Here is a 20,074-nt window from a genome sequence, read left to right on the forward strand (position 1 = left end):
ACCAAGCCATGCCTGCAAACGGAGCGTTAGCCCCGGGCCTCTAAGCCAGCGTCACCAGCGCCTCGCACTCGACCGGGAAATTGACTGAATTGGCAATGAAGCACTCATGGTGGGCCTCCTCGTGCAAACGCAAGGCAAGCTCACGGTTCGAGCCGGCGCTGATGGTCACCTGCGGGCGCAGCAGCACATGGGTGAAGCGGCCTTTGCCCTGAGCGTCACCTTCCACCATGCGTCCCAGGGGCTGGTCGACATAGGCCAGCACATTCACGCCATTTACCGCGCACAAGTGCAGGTACCAGAGCTTGTGGCACGCTGACAGTGAGGCCACCAGCAGGTCTTCCGGGTTCCAGCGTAGGGGGTTACCGCGAAAAGCCGGGTCGGCCGAACCTTCCAGAGTCGCCTTGCCCGGGGCTTCGACACTGAAGTCGCGGGCGTAAGCGGTGTAGCTGGATGTGCCATTGCCATTGTTGCCGGTCCAGGTCACCTGGACCTCGTACTGGTGTTCTTTCATGGTTCTTCCTTGAATCGATCTTTCAACAACGGACAGCGCTGACCAGAGCGCTTTTTAACGGTTGTTGCATGGAGTTGCTCAGCACTGTGGGCTTCGCTGCCATGCAAGGAACAGGTCCTGGGCGCGCATTTTGTCAAAGTGACAACGACAACCTTGAAACCATAGAATATATCGATAGGCGAAACCAAGGACGTTTCTAAAAAATTGTCGATTCTGGGTGCCGCTCAGGTTTCCTTGAACTGTAGGCGGCGCACATTTCGTGCGCCTTTATTGGCGCCATATTCAAACGATGATCCTAGCGAGGGACTGCAATGAAAATGTATCGAGCTTTAGCGCTTCTGCCTTTTTTTGTGACGGGTTGTTCGTCAACAGAAATGCAGGGAGCGTTGAACTCGCTCAATGGTGTAGGGCAATCGATCAGTGCCAATCTGAAGCAGGTATCCCCCGCATCGGCTGGCACAACCAGCAAGAACAGCTTGCTGCGTACACCGCTTTACAACGCTTTGCGGCAGAATATCTCTACGGACGGGCGCGCACCTGAGTGGCCAAAGGTCGTTATCACGAACCTCGACATTCCGGCCGATCAACGTAGCCTGTCCCGCAGTCTAACTCTCAAGGCAAACGACTGCGTTCATTTCGACGCAGTGCTTTGGCACGATGCCAGACGCTCCGAACATTTCGAGAACCTTTCCCTGTGCGCGCCGGACCTGCCCAAGCAGTCCAACAACTTTGTGTTGACCTGGAAGAGCTTTTCCGTATCAGGAAAGACGACAGGCCAAGCCCGTACGGATGGACCAACGCCTCCGTACAGCAAGTTGCCCAGTGATGCGGTCATGGACAGTTGGGTGATGAACCAGTTTGGCCTTTACTATGTGGGCTCGATGCTGACACTGGTTGGCTACGATCCCAACTTCAGCGTTGATGATCGACGTTTCTGGATCAAGAACATCAAGTGAGCTAATAGAAACGAAAGAGCCGCGCTATTGCGCGGCTTTTTCGTATCGAGCTGTTTGGGGTGGCTAATTATACGGAATGGAAGGCGTTGGCTGACGCACACGTTGAAGCGCACGAACAAAACAAAACCCCTTGAAGCCATGGGCCTCAAGGGGTTTGTCAGTACTGCAAACTGCCGCTTAGACGTTGAAGCGGAAGTGCATCACGTCGCCATCCTTGACGATGTAGTCCTTGCCTTCCAGGCGCCATTTACCGGCTTCCTTGGCACCGCTTTCACCCTTGAACTGGATGAAGTCGTCATAGGCCACCACTTCAGCGCGGATGAAGCCTTTTTCGAAGTCGGTGTGGATAACCCCGGCCGCCTGCGGTGCGGTGGCACCGACGCGCACGGTCCAGGCGCGTACTTCCTGCACGCCGGCAGTGAAGTAGGTCTGCAGGTTCAGCAGTTCGTAACCGGCGCGGATCACACGGTTCAGGCCAGGCTCTTCCAGGCCCAGGGCCTCGAGGAACATGTCCTTCTCTTCACCGTCTTCCAGCTCGGCGATTTCCGCTTCGATCTTGTTGCACACCGGCACCACGACCGCGCCTTCTTCCTCGGCGATGGCCTTGACCACGTCCAGGTGCGGGTTGTTCTCGAAGCCGTCTTCGGCCACGTTGGCGATGTACATCACCGGCTTGCTGGTCAGCAGGTGGAAGCCGCGAATGACCGCCTTGTCTTCGGCGCTCATGTTCTTCATCAGGCTGCGCGCTGGCTTGCCTTCGGTGAAGTGCGGGATCAGTTGCTCGAGAATCGCCTTCTGCGCCAGGGCATCCTTGTCGCCGCCCTTGGCGTTGCGGGCAACCTTCTGCAGCTGCTTCTCGCAGCTGTCGAGGTCGGCGAAGATCAGCTCGAGGTCGATGATCTCGATGTCACGCTTGGGGTCGACGCTGTTGGAAACGTGGATCACGTTCTCGTCTTCGAAGCAGCGCACCACGTGGGCAATGGCGTCGGTCTCGCGGATGTTGGCGAGGAACTTGTTGCCCAGGCCTTCGCCCTTCGACGCACCGGCCACCAGGCCGGCGATGTCGACGAATTCCATGGTGGTTGGCAGGATGCGGTTGGGCTTGACGATTTCAGCCAGCGCATTCAGGCGCGCATCGGGCATCGGCACGATGCCGCTGTTTGGCTCGATGGTGCAGAAAGGGAAGTTCTCCGCCGCGATGCCAGACTTGGTCAGGGCGTTGAACAGGGTGGACTTGCCGACGTTGGGCAGGCCGACGATGCCGCAATTGAAACCCATGGGTATTCCCCTCTCTAAAGGAAATCAGGCCTTCTGGCTGTGCAGCTCGCGCATCGCCTTGGCGAAGTCGCCGGCAAGCACGTCCGGCAGCACGCCGAGGGCAAAATCGATGCTGGCGTCGAGCTTCTCCTGCTCGGCGCGCGGCGCGCGGCCCAGGACGAAGTTGGAGACCAGTTTGGCGTCACCCGGGTGGCCGATGCCAAGCCGCAGGCGGTGGAAGTCGTTCTGGTTGCCGAGCTGCGCGATGATGTCGCGCAGGCCGTTGTGCCCACCATGGCCACCGCCGCGCTTGAGCTTGGCGACGCCCGGAGGCAGGTCGAGTTCGTCATGCGCCACCAGGATCGCTTCCGGCTTGATGCGGAAGAAATTGGCCAAGGCCGCCACGGCCTGGCCGCTGCGGTTCATGTAGGTGGTGGGGATGAGCAAGCGAACGTCGTTGCCCTGATGGCTGAACTTAGCCGTCAGGCCGAAATACTTGCGGTCAGCGGTCAACGAGACGCGCTGGGCGCTGGCAATGCGTTCAACGAAAAGAGCCCCTGCGTTATGCCGGGTCTGTTCGTATTCGGGGCCGGGGTTACCCAGGCCGACGATCAACTGGATGGCGGTCACGTCAGGGGCTCTTCCTTGGAGTTGGTGGGTTACAGTGCGCGCGGCACTGTAACCCGATCAACGCCGGCGTGCGAGTGGATTACTCGGCAGCGCCTTCTGCTTCTGGAGCAACGCGTGGAGCGTGAACGTTGGCAACAGCTTTGTCATCACCGTGGGCCAGAGCAACGAACTCTACGCCTTTCGGAGCTTTCAGGTCCGACAGGTGGATGATGGTGCCGATTTCAGCGTTGGCCAGGTCGACTTCGATGAACTCAGGCAGGTCCTTGGCTTCGCAGGAAACTTCGATCTCGGCTTCTACGTGGGAGATCTCGCCGCCTTTCTTGACCGGGGCTTCTTCGTTGATGAAGTGAACCGGTACCTTGGCGGTCAGTTTCTGGCCAGCAACGACGCGAACGAAGTCGGCGTGCATGATGAAGCCTTTGGCCGGGTGACGCTGCAGGGCCTTGACCACGACGTTCTGCTTGGCGCCGTCGACGTTCAGTTCCAGAACGTGGCTGAAGGCAGCCTCGTTTTCGAACAGCTTGGTGATTTCCTTGGCCAGGATGGTCAGGGACTGAGCGTCCTGGTTACCACCGTAGACAACGGCTGGAATGTGCGCGGAGTGACGCAGGCGGCGGCTCGCACCTTTCCCCAGGTCAGTACGCGCTTGGGCGTTCAGGGTGAATTCGGTCATTTTGTTTCTCCAAAATAGCCCCCCGAGGGCGTTTGCGACCAGCGCCAACGGGGATGGCAAAAAAGCCCCGCCCCAACAACCAGTGTTGGGGCGGGGCGCTTTTCGTCAGCGTGTGTTCCGCTTAGCGGAACATCGCGCTGATCGATTCTTCGTTGCTGATGCGGCGTACCGCTTCAGCCACAACCGGTGCGATATCCAGCTGGCGGATACGGTCACAGGCTTGAGCAGCGGCGGACAGCGGAACGGTGTTGGTCACCACCAGCTCGTCCAGTACCGACTTCTCGATGTTCTCGATCGCGCGGCCCGACAGGACAGGGTGCGTGCAGTAGGCGTAAACCTTGGCAGCGCCGTGTTCTTTCAGGGCTTTGGCCGCGTGGCACAGGGTGCCGGCGGTGTCGACCATGTCGTCTACCAGGATGCAGGTGCGCCCTTCGACGTCGCCGATGATGTGCATCACCTCGGAGTGGTTAGCCTTCTCGCGGCGTTTGTCGATGATACCCAGGTCGACACCCAGGGACTTGGCGACGGCACGTGCGCGCACGACACCACCGATGTCCGGGGAGACGATCATCAGGTTCTCGAAACGCTGGTCCTCGATATCGTCGACCAGTACGGGCGAGCCGTAGATGTTGTCGACCGGGATATCGAAGAAACCCTGGATCTGGTCAGCGTGCAGGTCGACGGTGAGTACACGGTCGATACCGACGACAGTGAGCATGTCAGCGACGACTTTGGCGCTGATGGCTACACGTGCCGAACGCGGACGGCGGTCCTGGCGGGCGTATCCGAAGTAAGGAATCACGGCGGTGATTCGGGATGCTGAGGAGCGGCGGAAGGCGTCGGCCATCACTACCAGTTCCATCAGGTTATCGTTGGTCGGGGCACAGGTCGGCTGAATAATGAAGACGTCTTTACCGCGAACGTTTTCATTGATCTCGGCACTGATCTCGCCGTCGGAGAATTTACCGACAGAGACGTCACCGAGAGGGATATGCAGCTGACGTACTACACGCCGAGCCAGATCGGGGTTGGCATTCCCCGTAAAGACCATCATCTTGGACACGCGCAGTACCTGGAGGCTGAGGGTAACCTGGATGAGTATAAGGAAAATGGCAGGGGCGGCTGGATTCGAACCAACGCATGGCAGGATCAAAACCTGCTGCCTTACCGCTTGGCGACGCCCCTGTATCTGTTGCTGCGAACGCTTATGCGCTCGACTTCTTGATCAGACTTTGCAGCTTGCGATGCAACATCGAAATATTGCTTCCTTTCGCCACAAACCCTGTTTGGGTCGCTGAAAGAAGGGCCAGAACTTTATCAGCTTCGGCTTTGTTTGGGAAGGCCCCAAACACACAACTTCCAGTTCCGGTTAGCCGAGCTTCAGTGAATTTGCCCAAAGAATTCAACGCATTGCGAACTTCCGGGTAACTCTGCTCTACCACCGGTTGGCAGTCATTTCGACTGTTTCCCTCGGGAACGGGGCGCATCTTAAGGGGCAGTGAATCACGTGTCAACTGCGGATGTGAAAAAATTTCTGCTGTGCTGACAGACACTTGCGGCACCAGCACGACATACCAGGGCTCGACCGGGTCGACCGGGGTCAGTTGTTCGCCCACGCCCTGGGCGAAGGCCGCATGGCCGCGGACGAACACCGGTACATCGGCGCCCAGGCTCAGGCCCAGGGCAGCCAGGCGGTCTTCGTCCCAGCCCAGTTGCCACAGGTGGGCGAGGGCCAGCAGGGTGGTGGCGGCATCCGAGCTGCCGCCGCCGATGCCGCCGCCCATGGGCAATACCTTGGTCAGCCAGATGTCGGCGCCCAGTGTCGTGCCGGATTGTGCCTGCAGCATGCGCGCGGCACGCACGATCAGGTTGCTGTCGTGCGGTACCGCCGCGATCTCGGTGTGCAGGTGGATCACGCCGTCGTCACGCACGGCGAAACTCAGCTCGTCGGCGTGGTCAAGGAACTGGAACACGGTTTCCAGCTCGTGATAGCCGTCGGCGCGGCGGCCGATGATATGCAGCCACAGGTTGAGCTTGGCCGGGGCGGGCAGGGTGAGCGTGCGCATGTATCAGTGCCCCAGCTGGCGCGGCTGCCAGTCCTTGACCACCAGGGTGACGTCGAGGTCCTTGCCGTGCAGCTTCAGGCGCTCGGGCAGCCAATAGCCGTTCTGCTCGGTGTAGCTCAGGTACTGTACCTGCCAGCCATCCTGGTCAAGGCTGGCCAGGCGGCTGTCGCCGTCCAGGGTCAGTTTGCTCTTGCTGTCGGGGGCGGGCAGGCCGCGGACCCACCAGACCAAATGGGAGACCGGCAGTTGCCAGCCCAGCTGCTCTTCCAGCAGTGCCTCGGGGCTGCTGGCCTCATAGCGGCCCTGGTTGGCCACTTCCAGCACCACGCCACCGGGGCGGCCGGTCAGGCGTGCGGCGCCACGGCCCAGCGGGCCGGCCAGGCGGATGTCGTAGTAGTCCTGGCGTTGCAGCCAGAACAGCGTACCGCTGCCGGAATCACGCGGGGCGCGGATACCGACCTTGCCGTTGATCTGCCAGCCATCGAGGCTGCTCAACTGCTCTTTATGGGCGCGCCACTGCTGCGGGTTGCCGTGGCCCTCCAGGGCCTCGCGGCTACCGAAACCGGCACAGCCGGCCAGCAGGGCGATCAGGGTGAAGGTGATGCAATGGCGCAGGAACATGGCGTTAAAGGGTCTCGGATCCGGTCAGGCGCAGGAGGGTCTTGCGCAGGATGGGGCTGTCGGCCTGGGCGTCGAAGCCCTTGGCCCAGACCTGGCGGGCTTCGCGGCGCTTGCCGTTGGCCCACAGTACTTCGCCCAGGTGGGCGGCCACTTCATGGTCGGGGAAGCTGGCGAAGGCCCGGCGCAGGTACGACTCAGCCTCGTCGAGGTTGCCCAGGCGGTAATTGACCCAGCCCAGGCTGTCGAGTATCGCCGGGTCGTCCGGGGTCAGCTGGTGGGCCTTGTCGATCAGCGCCTTGGCTTCGCTGTAGCGGGTGGTGCGGTCGGCCAGGGTATAACCCAGGGCGTTCAGGGCCATGGCGTTTTCCGGCTCGCGGGCGATGATCGCGCGCAGGTCTTTTTCCATCTGCGGCAGGTCATCGCGCTTTTCCGCCAGCATGGCGCGGGTGTACAGCAGGTTGAGGTCGTCCGGGTAGCGCTGGATGGCTTGCTGCAGGACCTGGCTGGCCTGGGCGTCCTTGTTGTTGTTGCTGTAGCTTTCCGACTCGATCAGGTACAGCTGGATGGCGTAGTCCGGCTGGGCTTCGCGGGCCTCGGCGAGCAGGCGCGAGGCTTCGCTGCCGCGGCCGTTGGCAACCAGGATGTCGGCCTGGCGCAACTGCGCCGGCAGGTAATCGGGGCCTGGGCCGACCAGGGCGTATTCACGCAGGGCGCCGGCGGGGTCGTGGCGTTCCTCGCGGATGCGGCCCAGGTTCAGGTGCGCGGCGTCGACATTGCTGTCGCGCTCGATCAGCTCCTGCAGGTAGCCCTCGGCTTCATCCCAGTCTTTGTTTTCCAGGCATACCAGGGCCAGCGAATAGCGCAGTTCGTCGTCGTCGGGGTATTGCTGGACCAGGCTGAGGAACTCGCCCTTGGCATCGGCGATGCGGTCCTGTTCGACCAGGGTGCGCGCGTAGGTCAGGCGCAGGCGTTTGTCATCCGGGTTGTCGCGGATCGCCCCGCGCAGCAGTGGCAGGGCTTCCGGGCCGCGGTCCAGGGCCTGCAGCAGGCGGGCGCGAAGCAGGATGGGGGCGACTTCGCCGTTTTGCGGCGGGTGCGACTCGAGCAGCTCGAGGGCTTCTTCGGCCTTGCCGTCCTGGTTCAGCAGCAGGGCCTTGCCGAACACCAGCTGGCTGTTTTGCGGGTACTTGGCCAGCAAGCGTTCGAAACTGTGCAGCAGGCCGTCGCGGGTGCTCTGGTCGGTTTCTGCCGCAGACAGGGCAAGGAAGTCGAAATGGGTGTCACCCTGGCCTTGCAGGACCTTTTCCATGTACGTCATGGACTCGTCATAGCGGCCGGCGCGGGCCAGCTGGATGGCGGCGGCGCGTTGGGCGTCGAGGTTCTGCGGGTCGTTGCGGGCCCAGACCAGCGCATTGTCCAGGGCCGGTTCGTCGGCGCCGAGGTATTCGGCAATGCGGTAGGCGCGCTCGGAAACTGCGGGGTCCTGGGTTTTCGCGGCCTGGTCGGTGTAGTTGGCCAGGGCGATGTCGAAGCGGTTGCGCTGGCCGGCCAGTTCCGCCACCAGCAGGCTATAGAGCGTTTCCTGCTTGAACGAGCCATACACCACGGGCTTTTCCGCCTCGCGCTTGGCGGCCTCGGCAGTGGGAGGCTCGGCCTTTTGTGGGGCCAGGCTCTGGCAGCCCTGGAGCAGGGCGAAGGCAAGCAGCAATGCGTATGGTTTGTTCATAAAAGGCTTTAGAAAGACTCACCGGCGGTCGGAGCATGATGACACAAGCGCGGGGGCAAACCCACCTGCGAAGGTATGAAGCTATCGCTTCGCTCATGAAGACCGCGCCATGCACGGGTGGTTCGTCCCAGAGCAGTCACGATGGTACCTGGACTGTTGTTTTTGCTCTTGCTCTTGCTCTTGCTCTTGCTCTTGCTCTTGCTTCTAAGCGCGCGATAGTTCAGGCGCCGCCGAATGCGACTTCAGGAGGCCGAGCGAAGGGCTTGCGGAGGGAGGTGACGGGCATGGATGCCCGTCAAGCGCTGAGGCCCCATGGATGGGGCCTGCAGCGCGTCCTCCCGGGAGCAAGCCCGTAGCGAGGGGACCCCGGAGCGCAGCGTAGGGGCCGGATGATGGGAGCCAGCGTTTTTTGGTTACTTTTTGCCGCGTTTGGCAAAAAGTGACCCGCCGTAAGGGCGGAAAGGTGACTAAGCGCCGCCTTTGAAAATGAATGTTGATCTCATTGTTGAAGCCCACGCTTGAAAGCGAAAAGCGAAAAGCGAAAAGCGAAAAGCGAAAAGCGAAAAGCGAAATAGCGCTGGTTTTTTATCGCGCGCAAAGTCCATCGGCGATGGCGACGCTGACTCACCTTTTCGCCCTTACGGCGAGTCACTTTTTGCCAAACGCGGCAAAAAGTAACCAAAAAACGCTGCGCTCCCATCATCCGGCCCCTACGCTGCGCTCCGGGGTTCCCTCACTCCGGCCTTGCTCCCGGGAGGACGCGCCGCAGGCCCCATCCATGGGGCCTCAGCGCTTGACGGGCATCCATGCCCGTCACCTCCCTCCGCAAGGCCTGCGTTCGGCCTCCTGAAGTCGCGAAGATCAAAAGCAAGATCAAAAGCAAGATCAAAAGCAAGATTAAAAGCGGAGCAAAAGCAGAGCAAAAGCGGAGCAGAGCAAGAGCGGAGCATGCCTGAAATCGCTGCTTGTGCAGGCCTGGAGGCGGCGATAGCCGCAGCGCTACCAGCGCAATAGCGAACGGTGGTTGTCCTGAAACCTGCGAAAGAGGACAATTATCGGCTTCCCGTCACAACCAGCGACCTTGCATGGCCTTTCTTGCACTTGGTATCAACCATAAGACTGCCTCGGTAGACGTACGCGAGCGCGTGGCGTTTACCCCAGAGCAGCTGGTAGACGCCCTGCAGCAGCTCTGCCGGCTGACATCCAGCCGCGAAGCGGCGATCCTGTCGACCTGCAACCGCAGCGAGCTCTATATAGAGCAGGATCACCTGTCCGCCGATGCCGTGCTGCAATGGCTGGCCGACTATCACCGGCTCAGCCTGGACGAGCTGCGCGCCAGCGCCTACGTGCACGAAGAACACGAGGCGGTGAAACACATGATGCGCGTGGCCTCGGGCCTGGATTCGCTGGTGCTCGGCGAGCCGCAGATCCTCGGCCAGATGAAATCCGCCTATGCCGTGGCGCGTGAAGCCGGGACCGTCGGCCCGCTGCTCGGGCGCCTGTTCCAGGCCACCTTCAGCGCCGCCAAGCAGGTGCGCACCGACACCGCCATCGGCGAAAACCCGGTGTCGGTGGCGTTCGCCGCAGTCAGCCTGGCCAAGCAGATCTTCAGCGACCTGGGCCGCAGCCAGGCCCTGCTGATCGGCGCCGGTGAAACCATCACCCTGGTCGCCCGCCACCTGCACGAGCAGGGCGTGCGCCGCATCGTCGTCGCCAACCGGACCCTGGAGCGGGCCAGCATCCTCGCCGAACAGTTCGGCGCACATGCCGTGCTGCTGGCCGATATCCCCCAGGAACTGGCCAACAGCGACATCGTCATCAGCTCCACCGCCAGCCAACTGCCGATCCTCGGCAAGGGCGCGGTGGAAAGCGCACTGAAGCAGCGCCGACACAAGCCCATCTTCATGGTCGACATCGCCGTGCCACGCGACATCGAGACCGAAGTCGGTGAGCTGGACGATGTCTACCTGTACACTGTCGATGACCTGCACGATGTAGTGGCGGAAAACCTCAAGAGCCGCCAGGGCGCAGCCCAGGCCGCCGAAGAGCTGGTGGCAGTCGGGGCGGAAGATTTCATGCTGCGCCTGCGCGAGCTGGCCGCAGTGGACGTGCTCAAGGCCTATCGCCAGCAAAGCGAGCGCCTGCGCGACGAAGAACTGCAAAAAGCCCTGCGCCTGCTGGCCAACGGCGGCAACCCCGAAGACGTGCTGGCCCAACTGGCCCGGGGGCTGACCAACAAACTCCTGCATGCGCCCAGCGTGCAACTGAAAAGGCTCTCGGCCGAGGGCCGCCTCGATGCGCTGGCCATGGCCCAGGAACTCTTTGCCCTCAACGAGGGCTCGACGGACAAATCCCCGCAATGAAAGCGTCGCTGCTGAACAAACTGGAAATCCTCCAGGACCGCTTCGAAGAACTCACCGCGCTGCTCGGTGATGCCGAGGTCATTTCCGACCAGACGCGCTTCCGCGCCTATTCCCGTGAATACGCCGAAGTCGAGCCGGTCTACGCTGCATATAAAGAGTGGCGCAAAGTCCAGGACGACCTCGAAGGCGCCCAGGCGCTGCTCAAGGACAGTGACCCGGACCTGCGCGAAATGGCCGTGGAAGAAGTGCGTGAAGCCAAGGAACAACTGCTGACGCTGGAGGCGCAGCTGCAACGCATGTTGCTGCCCAAAGACCCCAACGACGGCCGCAACGTGTTCCTCGAAATCCGTGCCGGTACCGGTGGCGACGAGGCGGCGATTTTCTCCGGCGACCTGTTCCGCATGTATTCGCGCTACGCCGAAAAGCGCGGCTGGCGCCTGGAAATCCTCTCCGAGAATGAAGGCGAGCACGGCGGCTACAAGGAAATCATCGCCCGCGTCGAGGGTGACAACGTGTACGGCAAGCTCAAGTTCGAGTCCGGTGCGCACCGTGTACAGCGCGTGCCCGAGACCGAGTCCCAGGGCCGTATCCACACGTCGGCGTGCACCGTGGCGGTACTGCCCGAACCGGACGAACAGGCCGCCATCGAGATCAACCCGGCCGACCTGCGTGTGGACACCTACCGCGCATCCGGTGCCGGTGGCCAGCACGTCAACAAGACCGACTCGGCGATCCGCATCACCCACTTGCCGACCGGCATCGTGGTCGAGTGTCAGGAAGAGCGTTCGCAGCACAAGAACCGTGCCCGCGCCATGTCCTGGCTGTCGGCCAAGCTCAACGACATGCAGACCAGCGCCGCGCAGAACGCCATCGCCAGCGAGCGCAAGCTGCTGGTGGGGTCGGGCGACCGCTCCGAGCGCATCCGTACCTACAACTACCCACAGGGGCGGGTGACCGACCACCGTATCAACCTGACCCTGTACTCGCTGGACGACATCCTCGCCGGTGGCGTGGAGGCCGTCATCGAACCGCTGTTGGCCGAATACCAGGCCGATCAGCTGGCCGCGCTGGGGGACTGATGACCATCATCGCCAGCCTGCTGCGCAACGCGCAGCTGCCAGAATCGCCCACCGAGCGGCTGGATGCCGAGCTGTTGCTGGCTGCGGCCATCGGCAAGTCGCGCAGCTACCTGCACACCTGGCCCGAGCGGATCGTCAGCAGCGAAGATGCCGAGACCTATGCCAGCTACCTGCAGCGCCGCCGCGACGGCGAGCCGGTCGCCTACATCCTCGGCCAGCAGGGCTTCTGGACGCTCGACCTGGAAGTCGCCCCGCATACCCTGATCCCGCGGCCGGATACCGAGCTGCTGGTGGAAACCGCCCTTGAACTGCAACCCGCCACGCCGGCCAAGGTCCTTGACCTGGGCACCGGCACCGGCGCGATTGCCCTGGCCCTGGCCAGCGATCGCCCGGCCTGGCAGGTAACCGCAGTGGACCGGGTGGAGGAGGCTGCCGCCCTGGCCGAGCGCAACCGCCAGCGCCTGGGCCTGGCCAACGCCCAGGTGCGGGTCAGCCACTGGTTCGACAGCCTGGCCGGCGAGCGTTTCGACCTGATTGTCAGCAACCCACCCTATATCGCCGCCGCCGACCCGCACCTGGCCGTCGGCGATGTACGTTTCGAGCCCAGCAGCGCCCTGGTGGCCGGCGCCGATGGCCTGGACGACCTGCGCGTCATCGCCGCCCAGGCCCCCGCCCACCTGGTAGCGGGCGGCTGGCTGCTGCTGGAACACGGCTACGATCAGGCAGCGGCAGTACGCGCCTTGCTGGCTGAACAAGGCTTCACCGAGGTCGCCAGCCGCACCGACCTGGGTGGCCATGAACGCATTACCCTGGGACGCCTGCCATGCTGAGTGATCAGGAACTGCTGCGTTACAGCCGGCAGGTATTGCTGGCCCAGATCGACATTGACGGCCAGTTGCGCCTCAAGCGGAGCAAGGCGCTGATCGTCGGGCTCGGTGGCCTTGGTTCACCGGTCGCCTTGTACCTGGCTGCCGCCGGCGTGGGCGAGCTGCACCTGGCCGACTTCGACACCGTCGACCTGACCAACCTGCAACGCCAGGTCATTCACGACAGTGCCAGCGTCGGCATGAGCAAGGTCGATTCGGCCTTGCAGCGTTTGCAGGCGATCAACCCGGAAATCAGCCTGGTCGCTCATCGCCAGGCACTGGACGAAGACTCGCTGGCCGCCGCAGTGGCAGCGGTCGACCTGGTGCTGGACTGCTCCGACAACTTCAGCACCCGCGAGGCGGTCAATGCCGCCTGTGTCGCTGCGGTCAAACCGCTGGTCAGCGGTGCGGCGATCCGCCTGGAGGGGCAGCTGTCGGTATTCGACCCACGGCGCGACTACAGCCCTTGCTACCACTGCCTGTACGGCCATGGCAGCGAAGCCGAACTGACCTGCAGCGAAGCCGGGGTGATTGGCCCTCTGGTCGGCCTGGTAGGCAGCCTGCAGGCGCTGGAGGCCATGAAGCTGCTGGCCGGGTTTGGCGAACCGCTGGTCGGGCGCCTGCTGCTGATCGATGCCCTTGGCACCCGCATGCGCGAATTGCGGGTGAAACGCGACCCGGCCTGTGCGGTCTGCGGTAAGCGCGATGGCTGAGCGCTCGGCGCCGATCGGCGTGATGGATTCTGGGGTAGGCGGCTTGTCGGTACTCGCCGAGATCCAGCGTTTGCTGCCCCACGAGACGCTGCTGTACGTGGCCGATTGCGGTCACGTGCCGTATGGCGAGAAGACCCCGGACTATATCCGTGAACGTTGCCGGCGCATTGCCGGGTTCTTCCATGAACAAGGCGCCAAGGCCATGGTGCTGGCCTGCAACACCGCAACGGTGGCAGCGGTGGCCGACCTGCGTGAGTTGTACCCGAGCTGGCCGCTGGTTGGCATGGAGCCGGCAGTAAAGCCCGCTGCGGCCGCCACGCGTTCCGGCGTGGTGGGTGTGCTGGCGACCACTGGTACCCTGCAGAGCGCCAAGTTCGCCGCCTTGCTCGACCGTTTCGCCAGCGACGTACAGGTCATCACTCAGCCTTGCCCGGGCCTGGTCGAGCGCATCGAGGCGGGTGACCTGGCCAGCCCGGCGCTGCACCAGTTGCTGTCGGGTTATGTGCAGCCTCTGCTGGCTGCGGGCTGCGATACCCTGATCCTCGGCTGCACCCATTATCCCTTCCTGCGCCCGTTGCTGGCCGACATGGTGCCTGCCGACGTGGCAATCATCGACACCGGCGCCGCGGTGGCACGCCAGCTGCAACGCTTGCTGGCCACACATGACCTGCTGGCCGCTGGGCCTGCCGGCGATACCCGCTTCTGGACCAGCGCCGATCCGCAAGCGTTGAGAAAAATCCTGCCTTTGCTGTGGCATAAATCCGACAGTGTGCAAAGCTTTGCGTTGTGAAAAAAACGTGAAATCAAGCTGAACTATCGTACTACTGCCGCTTTCTACCGTTTGCCTGCCATGAGGCAGACACTAATAACAGCATCAGGAAGAAGGATGTTTCTCATGAAGAAACTGCTGTGCTTGGCGGCGGCTGCCGTCGTATCCCTGGGGCAAGCATTGTCGGCGCAGGCTGCCGACGTTTCGTTTTCGGTGGGGCAGACCGGCGACTCGACCATGGTCTATCGGCTGGGGCTGCAATCGAACTGGGACGCGAGCTGGTGGCAAACCAGTGTCGGCCGCCTGACCGGTTACTGGGATGGGGCCTACAGCTATTGGGACGGGGATGAGACCGCGAGCAATCACAGCCTCTCGTTCGCACCGGTATTCGTCTATGAATTTGCTGGCGACTCGGTGAAGCCGTACATCGAGGCGGGTATTGGCGTGGCAGCGTTCTCCAGTACCGAGCTGGAAGACAACGACCTGGGCTCGTCATTCCAGTTCGAAGACCGCATCGGCTTTGGCCTGCGCTTTGCCGGTGGGCATGAGATCGGGGTACGGGCGATCCACTATTCCAACGCTGGCCTGAAACAGCCCAACGATGGGGTAGAAAGCTACAGCCTGCATTACCGCATGGCGCTCTGAACCCGCCTGGCAGGCGGGCCCTGCAGGCGCCATGCCGGCTAGCGTGGCAAAGGCCACAAACCGCTTGGGTCCAGGGTCTCCAGGACCAGCTCCGGCTCGCGCTGCGGCCACCGCCGCAGCAGCTCTTCTGCCGCGCTTTGCGCTGTCCAGGCCTCCGGTATCGCCTGCACCGGGGTCACCGGTGCCTTGAGCGACTGTGGTCCCACCACGGTCAGCTCGATCCCTTCAGCCTGCAATGCCTGGCGCTGCTTGCGCATCCACTGCGGCATGTTGTTCCAGTCTGCGCTCGGCTGCGTCGGCGCGTACAACTGCAACGCCGAATAACGGTTGAAAACCGCCATCACCTGCGGCGAGTCACCTTGCGCCAGCAATGGCAGCGCATTGGCCAGGCAATATTCGCCGGCCAACTGGTTGCTGGTGACGATTGCCTCGAACAGTTCGCTGGCTGGCACATTGTCCGCCAGGTAATCGCTGGTCCCGGCATTGAGGATCAGGCCATCCAGCGAGCACCAGGCATGGCAGATCTGCTGGCTGGCCTGTGCCGCCTGCTGTTCTTCATGCAACTGCCAGGGCAAACGCAGCAGCTGGCGGCCATAGCGCGCCGCCAAGGCGTCCAGCGCCTCGTCATCCTTGCCACTCGCGGCTACCCGGTGCCCTTGCCCGAGTAACCCCTCCACCAACGCCAAGCCTAGTCCATTGGCCGCGCCCGTCACCCAGATACGACGAACATTCACGATATTGCCCTCTGATTCTGCCGGCGCGGGAGGTTCTTGAAAGCATCCAGCGCACGTTGGCGACTACTGTCGAGATCGACAATGGGACTGTGATAGCAATGTGTAGCAAAAAGATCGGCTGTCTTCACCGGCAAATGAATAGTTTTTTCATTCAGCCCCTGCAATTCAGGCAACCAGTGGCGAATGAACTGCCCCTGGGGGTCGAAACGCTGCGATTGCGAAACCGGGTTGAACAGGCGGAAATAGGGTACGGCGTCAGTGCCGGTGGACGCGCTCCACTGCCAGCCGCCGTTGTTGGCAGCGAGGTCGCCATCGATCAGGTGGCGCATGAAGTGCCGTTCGCCCTTGCGCCAGTCGATCAGCAGGTTCTTGCTGAGGAACATGGCCACGATCATGCGCAGGCGGTTGTGCATCCAGCCGGTGTGCAGCAGCTGGCGCATTGCCGCGTCGATGATTGGAAAGCCGGTGCGGCCCTGTTCCCAGGCAGCGAGGTCGGCCGGTGCGTCGCGCCAGGGCAAGGCTTCGGTGTGGGCGCGGAAGGCGCGGTGGCGCGAGACCTGTGGATAACCGGTCAGGATGTGTTTGTAGAATTCGCGCCAGAGCAGTTCGTTGATCCAGGTCTGCACGCCGCTGCTGCCGCTGTCGAACTCGCCTCGGTTGCTGGCCAAGGCGGCGTGCAGGCACTGGCGCGGCGAGATCACGCCGGCGGCCAGATAGGGGGACAGCTGGCTGGTGCCAGGCTTGGCCGGCAAGTCGCGCAGCTGGTGGTAATCGTCGATGGTTTCGTCGACAAAGCGGGCCAGCCGCGCCTGTGCCTCGGTTTCACCGGCAGGCCAATGTTCGCGCAGGGAGCGCCCCGGCTGTTCGAAGCCATTCACTTGCTCAGGTATGGGGTCGCTGGCGACCTGGAGCGGCGCCTGACGCTGCACCCGCCGGGCCAGGGCCGGCAGGCTGCGGTGCAGGTGCTCCAGGCAGCTCTTCTTGAACTGGCTGAACACCTGGAAGTAGTCACCACTGCGGGTGAGGATGCTGCCCGGGCGGAACAACAGCTGGTCGAGATGGCTGTGAACCTGGATGGCCGAGCGTTCCAGCAAGGCCCGTGTGGCGTCGTCACGGCGCTGCTCGTTGAGGCCGTACTCTTCGTTCCAGTGCACACCTTGCACCCGATGCTGGCGGCAAACCTCGAGCACGGCCTGTGGCGCCTGCTCCCAGCTGTCGACCGTGCGAATCAGCAGGGGGATGTTCAAGCGCGCCAGTGACTGGCTCAGGTCGCGCAGGTTACGCAGCCAGAAATCGACTTTGCAGGCTGCATCGTCATGTGCCAGCCACTGCCCGGGGCTGACCAGCCACAAGGCGATGGTCGGGCCGCGTTCACTGGCGGCACTGAGTGCGGTGTTGTCATCGATGCGCAGGTCGCTGCGCAGCCAGGTCAATTGCATGATGAGTCCAGTCCTGCAGGCGGCCGCTCATTGCCCTGAAGCAACCGCAGGGCGGCCTGGGGGGTGTCGAACAAGGAGAGGTCGGGGTGGTCGAGGTTACCGAGCTGCGCTTCGTGCATGGCCATTGTCGGTCCGCCCAGCAGGGCGGGCGTTGGCAGATTGCGCAGCATGCGTTGCAGCGCCTTGGCATCGATGCGCGGGCCAAGGTACAGGATGACGGCGCGCACTTTCAGGGTGGTGGCGGCATGGCTGAGTTGAGCACCTGCGATGGGGTGTTCCAGCACTTCCACGGCGATACCGTTATTGGTCAGCAGCCAGGCGCATAACCACAGTTCAGGGTTGAAACCGCGCTCATGATCATCGGCCAATAGCACCGCAGGGCCTTGCAGCAACTGGTTGTCGTGATAGACCCGGGCACCGAGCTTGCTGCGCAGCCAGGTGCTGAAAAAGATCTGCTCCAGCCCCGCATTGAAGTAGGTGCGCCAGCGCAGCTCGAGTATGTCGAGCAGCGGCAGCAGCAATTGCTCGCACAGGGTCACTGCCGGGTACAGCGCCATGGCCTGGTTGAGCTGCTGGTCGAGCGCACGTTGGGATAGATTGGCGATGGCTTCGATCAACTGGAATTGCCTGGCCTGCCAGTCGCCTTTGGGGAGCGTGGCAGTGGGCTTGTCGAGTAGCTCGCCTACCTGGCTGACCGATGCACCGCGCTGCAGCCAGGCGAGGATCGTCTGTACCCGCTCCACTTGGTCCAGCGGATACAGGCGATGGCCCTTGGCTGTGCGCTGAGGCTTGAGCAAGCCGTAGCGCCGCTCCCACGCCCGCAGGGTAACCGGGTTGACGCCGGTGCGACGGGCCAGCTCGCCGATGGGCAGCAAAATCTCAGACAGCATTGCGCAACCCCAGGCGCTCGGGATGCGGCTGCAGGTAGGCCTGTTGCAACAGGTACGGGTCGGGGTGCTTGCGCAAGTGGTGCTTGAGCAAGGTCAGCGGCACCACCAGTGGCACCACGCCTTGCCGGTACTGGCTGATGATGCTCTGCAGCTCGGCCTTGTCCTGCTGCGTCAGGGCATCCTTGAAGTAGCCGCTCAGGTGCTGCAGCACATTGCCATGGGTGCCACGGCTGGCGCAGCGGCGCAGCGCCTGCATCAGCTGGCTGAAGTAGCGCGGGCCGATGCTTTGCGGGTCGTCATCACGGCGCATGCTGCCGAGCATGCGCCCCAGGGTGCGGTAGGCCTGGGGGTTGTTGGCCATCAGCAGGTACTTGTAGCGCGCATGGAAATGCACCAGCGCCCCACGGCTCAGGCCCTCGGCCAGCAGGCGCTGCCAGTCGGCATAGGCGTATACCCGGCTGATGAAGTTCTCGCGCAGCACGGCATCGTGCAGGCGGCCTTCTTCTTCCACGGGCAGGTCCGGGCGCTGTGCGCAGAACGCCTGGGCGTACACACCACGCCCGCTGTGGAAGGCCGGGCGGCCGTTATCCTGGTAGACCTTGACCCGCTCCAGCCCGCAGGACGGCGACTTCTGCATGAAGATGTAGCCGCAGATGTCATCGAGTTCCGCGGCCATCTGCTGGCCATAACTGCGCAGCGGGCCGGTCAGGTCGATGTCGGGATTGCGTGTGCCGACCACCTCCGGTTGCTCGGGGTCGCCGACCAGGCGAATCGGGTCGCGCGGTACGCCCAGGCCGATCGCCACCTCAGGGCATACCGGCAACCAGTCGAAATGTTCCTCGAGCTGCGTTCGACACAGGTCGGAGGCCTTGTGGCCGCCGTTATAACGCACGCTGTGACCGGTCAGACAGGCACTGATGGCAATGCGCGGCTTGCGATGCGTGGAGGGGTCGTGCATGGCTGTCTCCATAAACCTGTACATGGTCAAAAACTTGTACAGGTCAATTCCAGCACAGCCAAGAAATTATGCAAACTAGTTTTTTTGTATAACTCTGTCACTCGAGGTGTTCAAGCAACCGCCGCGCTGCTTCCTGGCCACTCAGCCAGGCGCCCTCGACACGCCCGGACAGGCACCAGTCGCCGCAGGCGTACAAGCCTTGGTCGGCATCGGCCAGCGCGCCCCATTCATGGTTGCTGGTCGGGCGGGCATACAGCCAGCGGTGGGCCAAGGCAAAGGTCGGTGCCGGTACCACGCAGCCGACCAGCTCGGCGAATTCGCCCCACAGCTGTTCGATCACCTCTTCCTTGGCCAGGTCGATGTGTTGCCGGCTCCAGGCTGAGGTGGCGTGCAACACCCAGGTGTCGAGCTGCTCGTCACGGCCCGGTTTGCTGCGGTTGCGCGCCAGCCAGTCGAGTGGGTTGTCCTGCACGAAGCAGCCTTGCATCGGGGTGTCCAGCGGGGCCTGGAAGGCCAGGGCGACGGCCCAGGTAGGCTCCATCTGCACGCCAGCAGCAACGGCAGCCAGCTTCGGGGTAGCGGCCAGCAGCGGTGTGGCCTGCGGCGCCGGCACGGCGATCACCACGCGGCTGTACGGGCCGTGGCTGCAGCCTTCGGTATCCTGCAGGTGCCAGTACTGCTTGCCACGGAACACCTCGGCGATGCGGCAGCCGAAGTTGACGGTCACATCCTTGAGCAGGCCGCGGGTGATGGCGCTCATGCGCGGTACCCCCACCCAGCGCGTCTGCTCGTCGGGCGAGGGGCTGAGTTCGCCATCGCGGTAGTTGTACAGCTGCGGTTTCCATTGCTCGGCCCAGCCGGCGGCAACCCACTGTTGCACCTGCTCGACGAAGCGCCGGTCGCGGGCGGTGAAGTACTGGGCACCAAGATCCAGCGCGCCAGCCTCGCTGCGCTTGCTGGCCATGCGCCCGCCACTGCCATGGCCTTTGTCGAACAAATGCACGAATTGCCCGGCCTTCTGCAAAGCCTGGGCGGCAGACAAGCCGGCGATACCGGCCCCGATGATGGCGATTGGTACTGTCATGATGGCCTCTTTAAACCTTGCTGTAAGCAGACTACGCTGTCAGGCAAACCTGTACAATGCACAATTTTTGTATAAGGTTATACCGCTTTGGCGG

20 protein-coding genes and 1 tRNA gene are annotated in these 20,074 nt (G+C 62.8%); 7 read left to right on the top strand and 14 right to left on the bottom strand.

Annotated features, from left to right (window positions below):
• Positions 1-40 precede the first annotated feature (40 nt).
• The gene (locus HG549_RS03950) at positions 41-511 is read right to left on the bottom strand and encodes an OsmC family protein (RefSeq protein WP_170028245.1); all 471 of its coding nucleotides are present in this window, start codon (positions 509-511) and stop codon (positions 41-43) included.
• A gap of 311 nt (positions 512-822) precedes the next feature.
• Here HG549_RS03950 and HG549_RS03955 point away from each other — a divergent pair, with 311 nt between their 5' ends.
• Entirely contained in the window at positions 823-1,467 is a 645-nt protein-coding gene (locus HG549_RS03955) for a hypothetical protein (protein WP_170028246.1), read from the top strand.
• 177 nt (positions 1,468-1,644) lie between these two features.
• On the opposite strand, the gene ychF is transcribed toward HG549_RS03955, so the two are convergent.
• The 8 genes from ychF to HG549_RS03995 form a co-directional block, all read right to left on the bottom strand.
• Positions 1,645-2,745 (bottom strand): redox-regulated ATPase YchF, encoded by a 1,101-nt coding sequence (gene ychF / locus HG549_RS03960; protein WP_170028247.1) that lies wholly within the window; start codon positions 2,743-2,745, stop codon positions 1,645-1,647.
• A 24-nt stretch (positions 2,746-2,769) separates the two neighbouring features.
• A complete protein-coding gene (pth, locus tag HG549_RS03965) occupies positions 2,770-3,354 on the bottom strand; it encodes an aminoacyl-tRNA hydrolase (RefSeq protein ID WP_051095896.1) in 585 nt (194 codons plus the stop codon).
• A 79-nt stretch (positions 3,355-3,433) separates the two neighbouring features.
• A complete protein-coding gene (locus HG549_RS03970; RefSeq protein ID WP_170028248.1) occupies positions 3,434-4,027 on the bottom strand; it encodes a 50S ribosomal protein L25/general stress protein Ctc in 594 nt (197 codons plus the stop codon).
• A gap of 121 nt (positions 4,028-4,148) precedes the next feature.
• Positions 4,149-5,090, bottom strand: a complete 942-nt coding sequence (locus HG549_RS03975) for a ribose-phosphate pyrophosphokinase (protein WP_016391678.1) — start codon at positions 5,088-5,090, stop codon at positions 4,149-4,151.
• Positions 5,091-5,137: 47 nt separating this feature from the next.
• A tRNA-Gln gene (locus HG549_RS03980) sits at positions 5,138-5,212 on the bottom strand.
• A gap of 20 nt (positions 5,213-5,232) precedes the next feature.
• Positions 5,233-6,093 (bottom strand): 4-(cytidine 5'-diphospho)-2-C-methyl-D-erythritol kinase, encoded by an 861-nt coding sequence (gene ispE, locus HG549_RS03985; protein WP_170028249.1) that lies wholly within the window; start codon positions 6,091-6,093, stop codon positions 5,233-5,235.
• Positions 6,094-6,096: 3 nt separating this feature from the next.
• Entirely contained in the window at positions 6,097-6,714 is a 618-nt protein-coding gene (gene lolB, locus HG549_RS03990) for a lipoprotein insertase outer membrane protein LolB (RefSeq protein WP_170028250.1), read from the bottom strand.
• 4 nt (positions 6,715-6,718) lie between these two features.
• Positions 6,719-8,440, bottom strand: a complete 1,722-nt coding sequence (locus tag HG549_RS03995; RefSeq protein ID WP_170028251.1) for a tetratricopeptide repeat protein — start codon at positions 8,438-8,440, stop codon at positions 6,719-6,721.
• A 1,085-nt stretch (positions 8,441-9,525) separates the two neighbouring features.
• On the opposite strand from HG549_RS03995, the gene hemA reads away from it, so the two are divergent.
• The 6 genes from hemA (at position 9,526) to HG549_RS04025 (ending at position 14,875) form a co-directional block, all read left to right on the top strand.
• The gene (gene hemA, locus HG549_RS04000) at positions 9,526-10,803 is read left to right on the top strand and encodes a glutamyl-tRNA reductase (RefSeq protein ID WP_170028252.1); all 1,278 of its coding nucleotides are present in this window, start codon (positions 9,526-9,528) and stop codon (positions 10,801-10,803) included.
• Entirely contained in the window at positions 10,800-11,882 is a 1,083-nt protein-coding gene (prfA, locus tag HG549_RS04005) for a peptide chain release factor 1 (RefSeq protein ID WP_170028253.1), read from the top strand. Before hemA ends, prfA begins: the two co-directional genes overlap by 4 nt.
• Entirely contained in the window at positions 11,882-12,712 is an 831-nt protein-coding gene (gene prmC, locus HG549_RS04010) for a peptide chain release factor N(5)-glutamine methyltransferase (protein ID WP_170028254.1), read from the top strand. The genes prfA and prmC overlap by 1 nt, the downstream gene beginning before the upstream one ends.
• Entirely contained in the window at positions 12,706-13,461 is a 756-nt protein-coding gene (locus HG549_RS04015) for a molybdopterin-synthase adenylyltransferase MoeB (RefSeq protein ID WP_170028255.1), read from the top strand. The genes prmC and HG549_RS04015 overlap by 7 nt, the downstream gene beginning before the upstream one ends.
• Complete coding sequence (gene murI / locus HG549_RS04020) at positions 13,454-14,251, top strand: glutamate racemase (RefSeq protein ID WP_170028256.1); 798 nt, start codon at positions 13,454-13,456, stop codon at positions 14,249-14,251. The genes HG549_RS04015 and murI overlap by 8 nt, the downstream gene beginning before the upstream one ends.
• 105 nt (positions 14,252-14,356) lie before the next feature.
• Entirely contained in the window at positions 14,357-14,875 is a 519-nt protein-coding gene (locus tag HG549_RS04025; RefSeq protein ID WP_170028257.1) for an acyloxyacyl hydrolase, read from the top strand.
• A 38-nt stretch (positions 14,876-14,913) separates the two neighbouring features.
• On the opposite strand, the gene HG549_RS04030 is transcribed toward HG549_RS04025, so the two are convergent.
• The 5 genes from HG549_RS04030 to HG549_RS04050 all read right to left on the bottom strand — a co-directional run bounded on the left by HG549_RS04030 (position 14,914) and on the right by HG549_RS04050 (position 19,980).
• Entirely contained in the window at positions 14,914-15,609 is a 696-nt protein-coding gene (locus HG549_RS04030) for an SDR family NAD(P)-dependent oxidoreductase (protein WP_372241539.1), read from the bottom strand.
• A complete protein-coding gene (gene phrB, locus HG549_RS04035; protein ID WP_170028258.1) occupies positions 15,606-17,048 on the bottom strand; it encodes a deoxyribodipyrimidine photo-lyase in 1,443 nt (480 codons plus the stop codon). Before phrB ends, HG549_RS04030 begins: the two co-directional genes overlap by 4 nt.
• The gene (locus tag HG549_RS04040) at positions 17,039-17,938 is read right to left on the bottom strand and encodes a MerR family transcriptional regulator (RefSeq protein WP_170028259.1); all 900 of its coding nucleotides are present in this window, start codon (positions 17,936-17,938) and stop codon (positions 17,039-17,041) included. The genes phrB and HG549_RS04040 overlap by 10 nt, the downstream gene beginning before the upstream one ends.
• The gene (locus HG549_RS04045; RefSeq protein WP_170028260.1) at positions 17,928-18,896 is read right to left on the bottom strand and encodes a DUF523 and DUF1722 domain-containing protein; all 969 of its coding nucleotides are present in this window, start codon (positions 18,894-18,896) and stop codon (positions 17,928-17,930) included. The genes HG549_RS04040 and HG549_RS04045 overlap by 11 nt, the downstream gene beginning before the upstream one ends.
• 97 nt (positions 18,897-18,993) lie before the next feature.
• The gene (locus tag HG549_RS04050; RefSeq protein ID WP_170028261.1) at positions 18,994-19,980 is read right to left on the bottom strand and encodes an NAD(P)/FAD-dependent oxidoreductase; all 987 of its coding nucleotides are present in this window, start codon (positions 19,978-19,980) and stop codon (positions 18,994-18,996) included.
• Positions 19,981-20,074 lie beyond the last annotated feature (94 nt).

The organism is Pseudomonas sp. SK (assembly GCF_012975065.1).
GTDB classification, from domain to species: domain Bacteria; phylum Pseudomonadota; class Gammaproteobacteria; order Pseudomonadales; family Pseudomonadaceae; genus Aquipseudomonas; species Aquipseudomonas anuradhapurensis.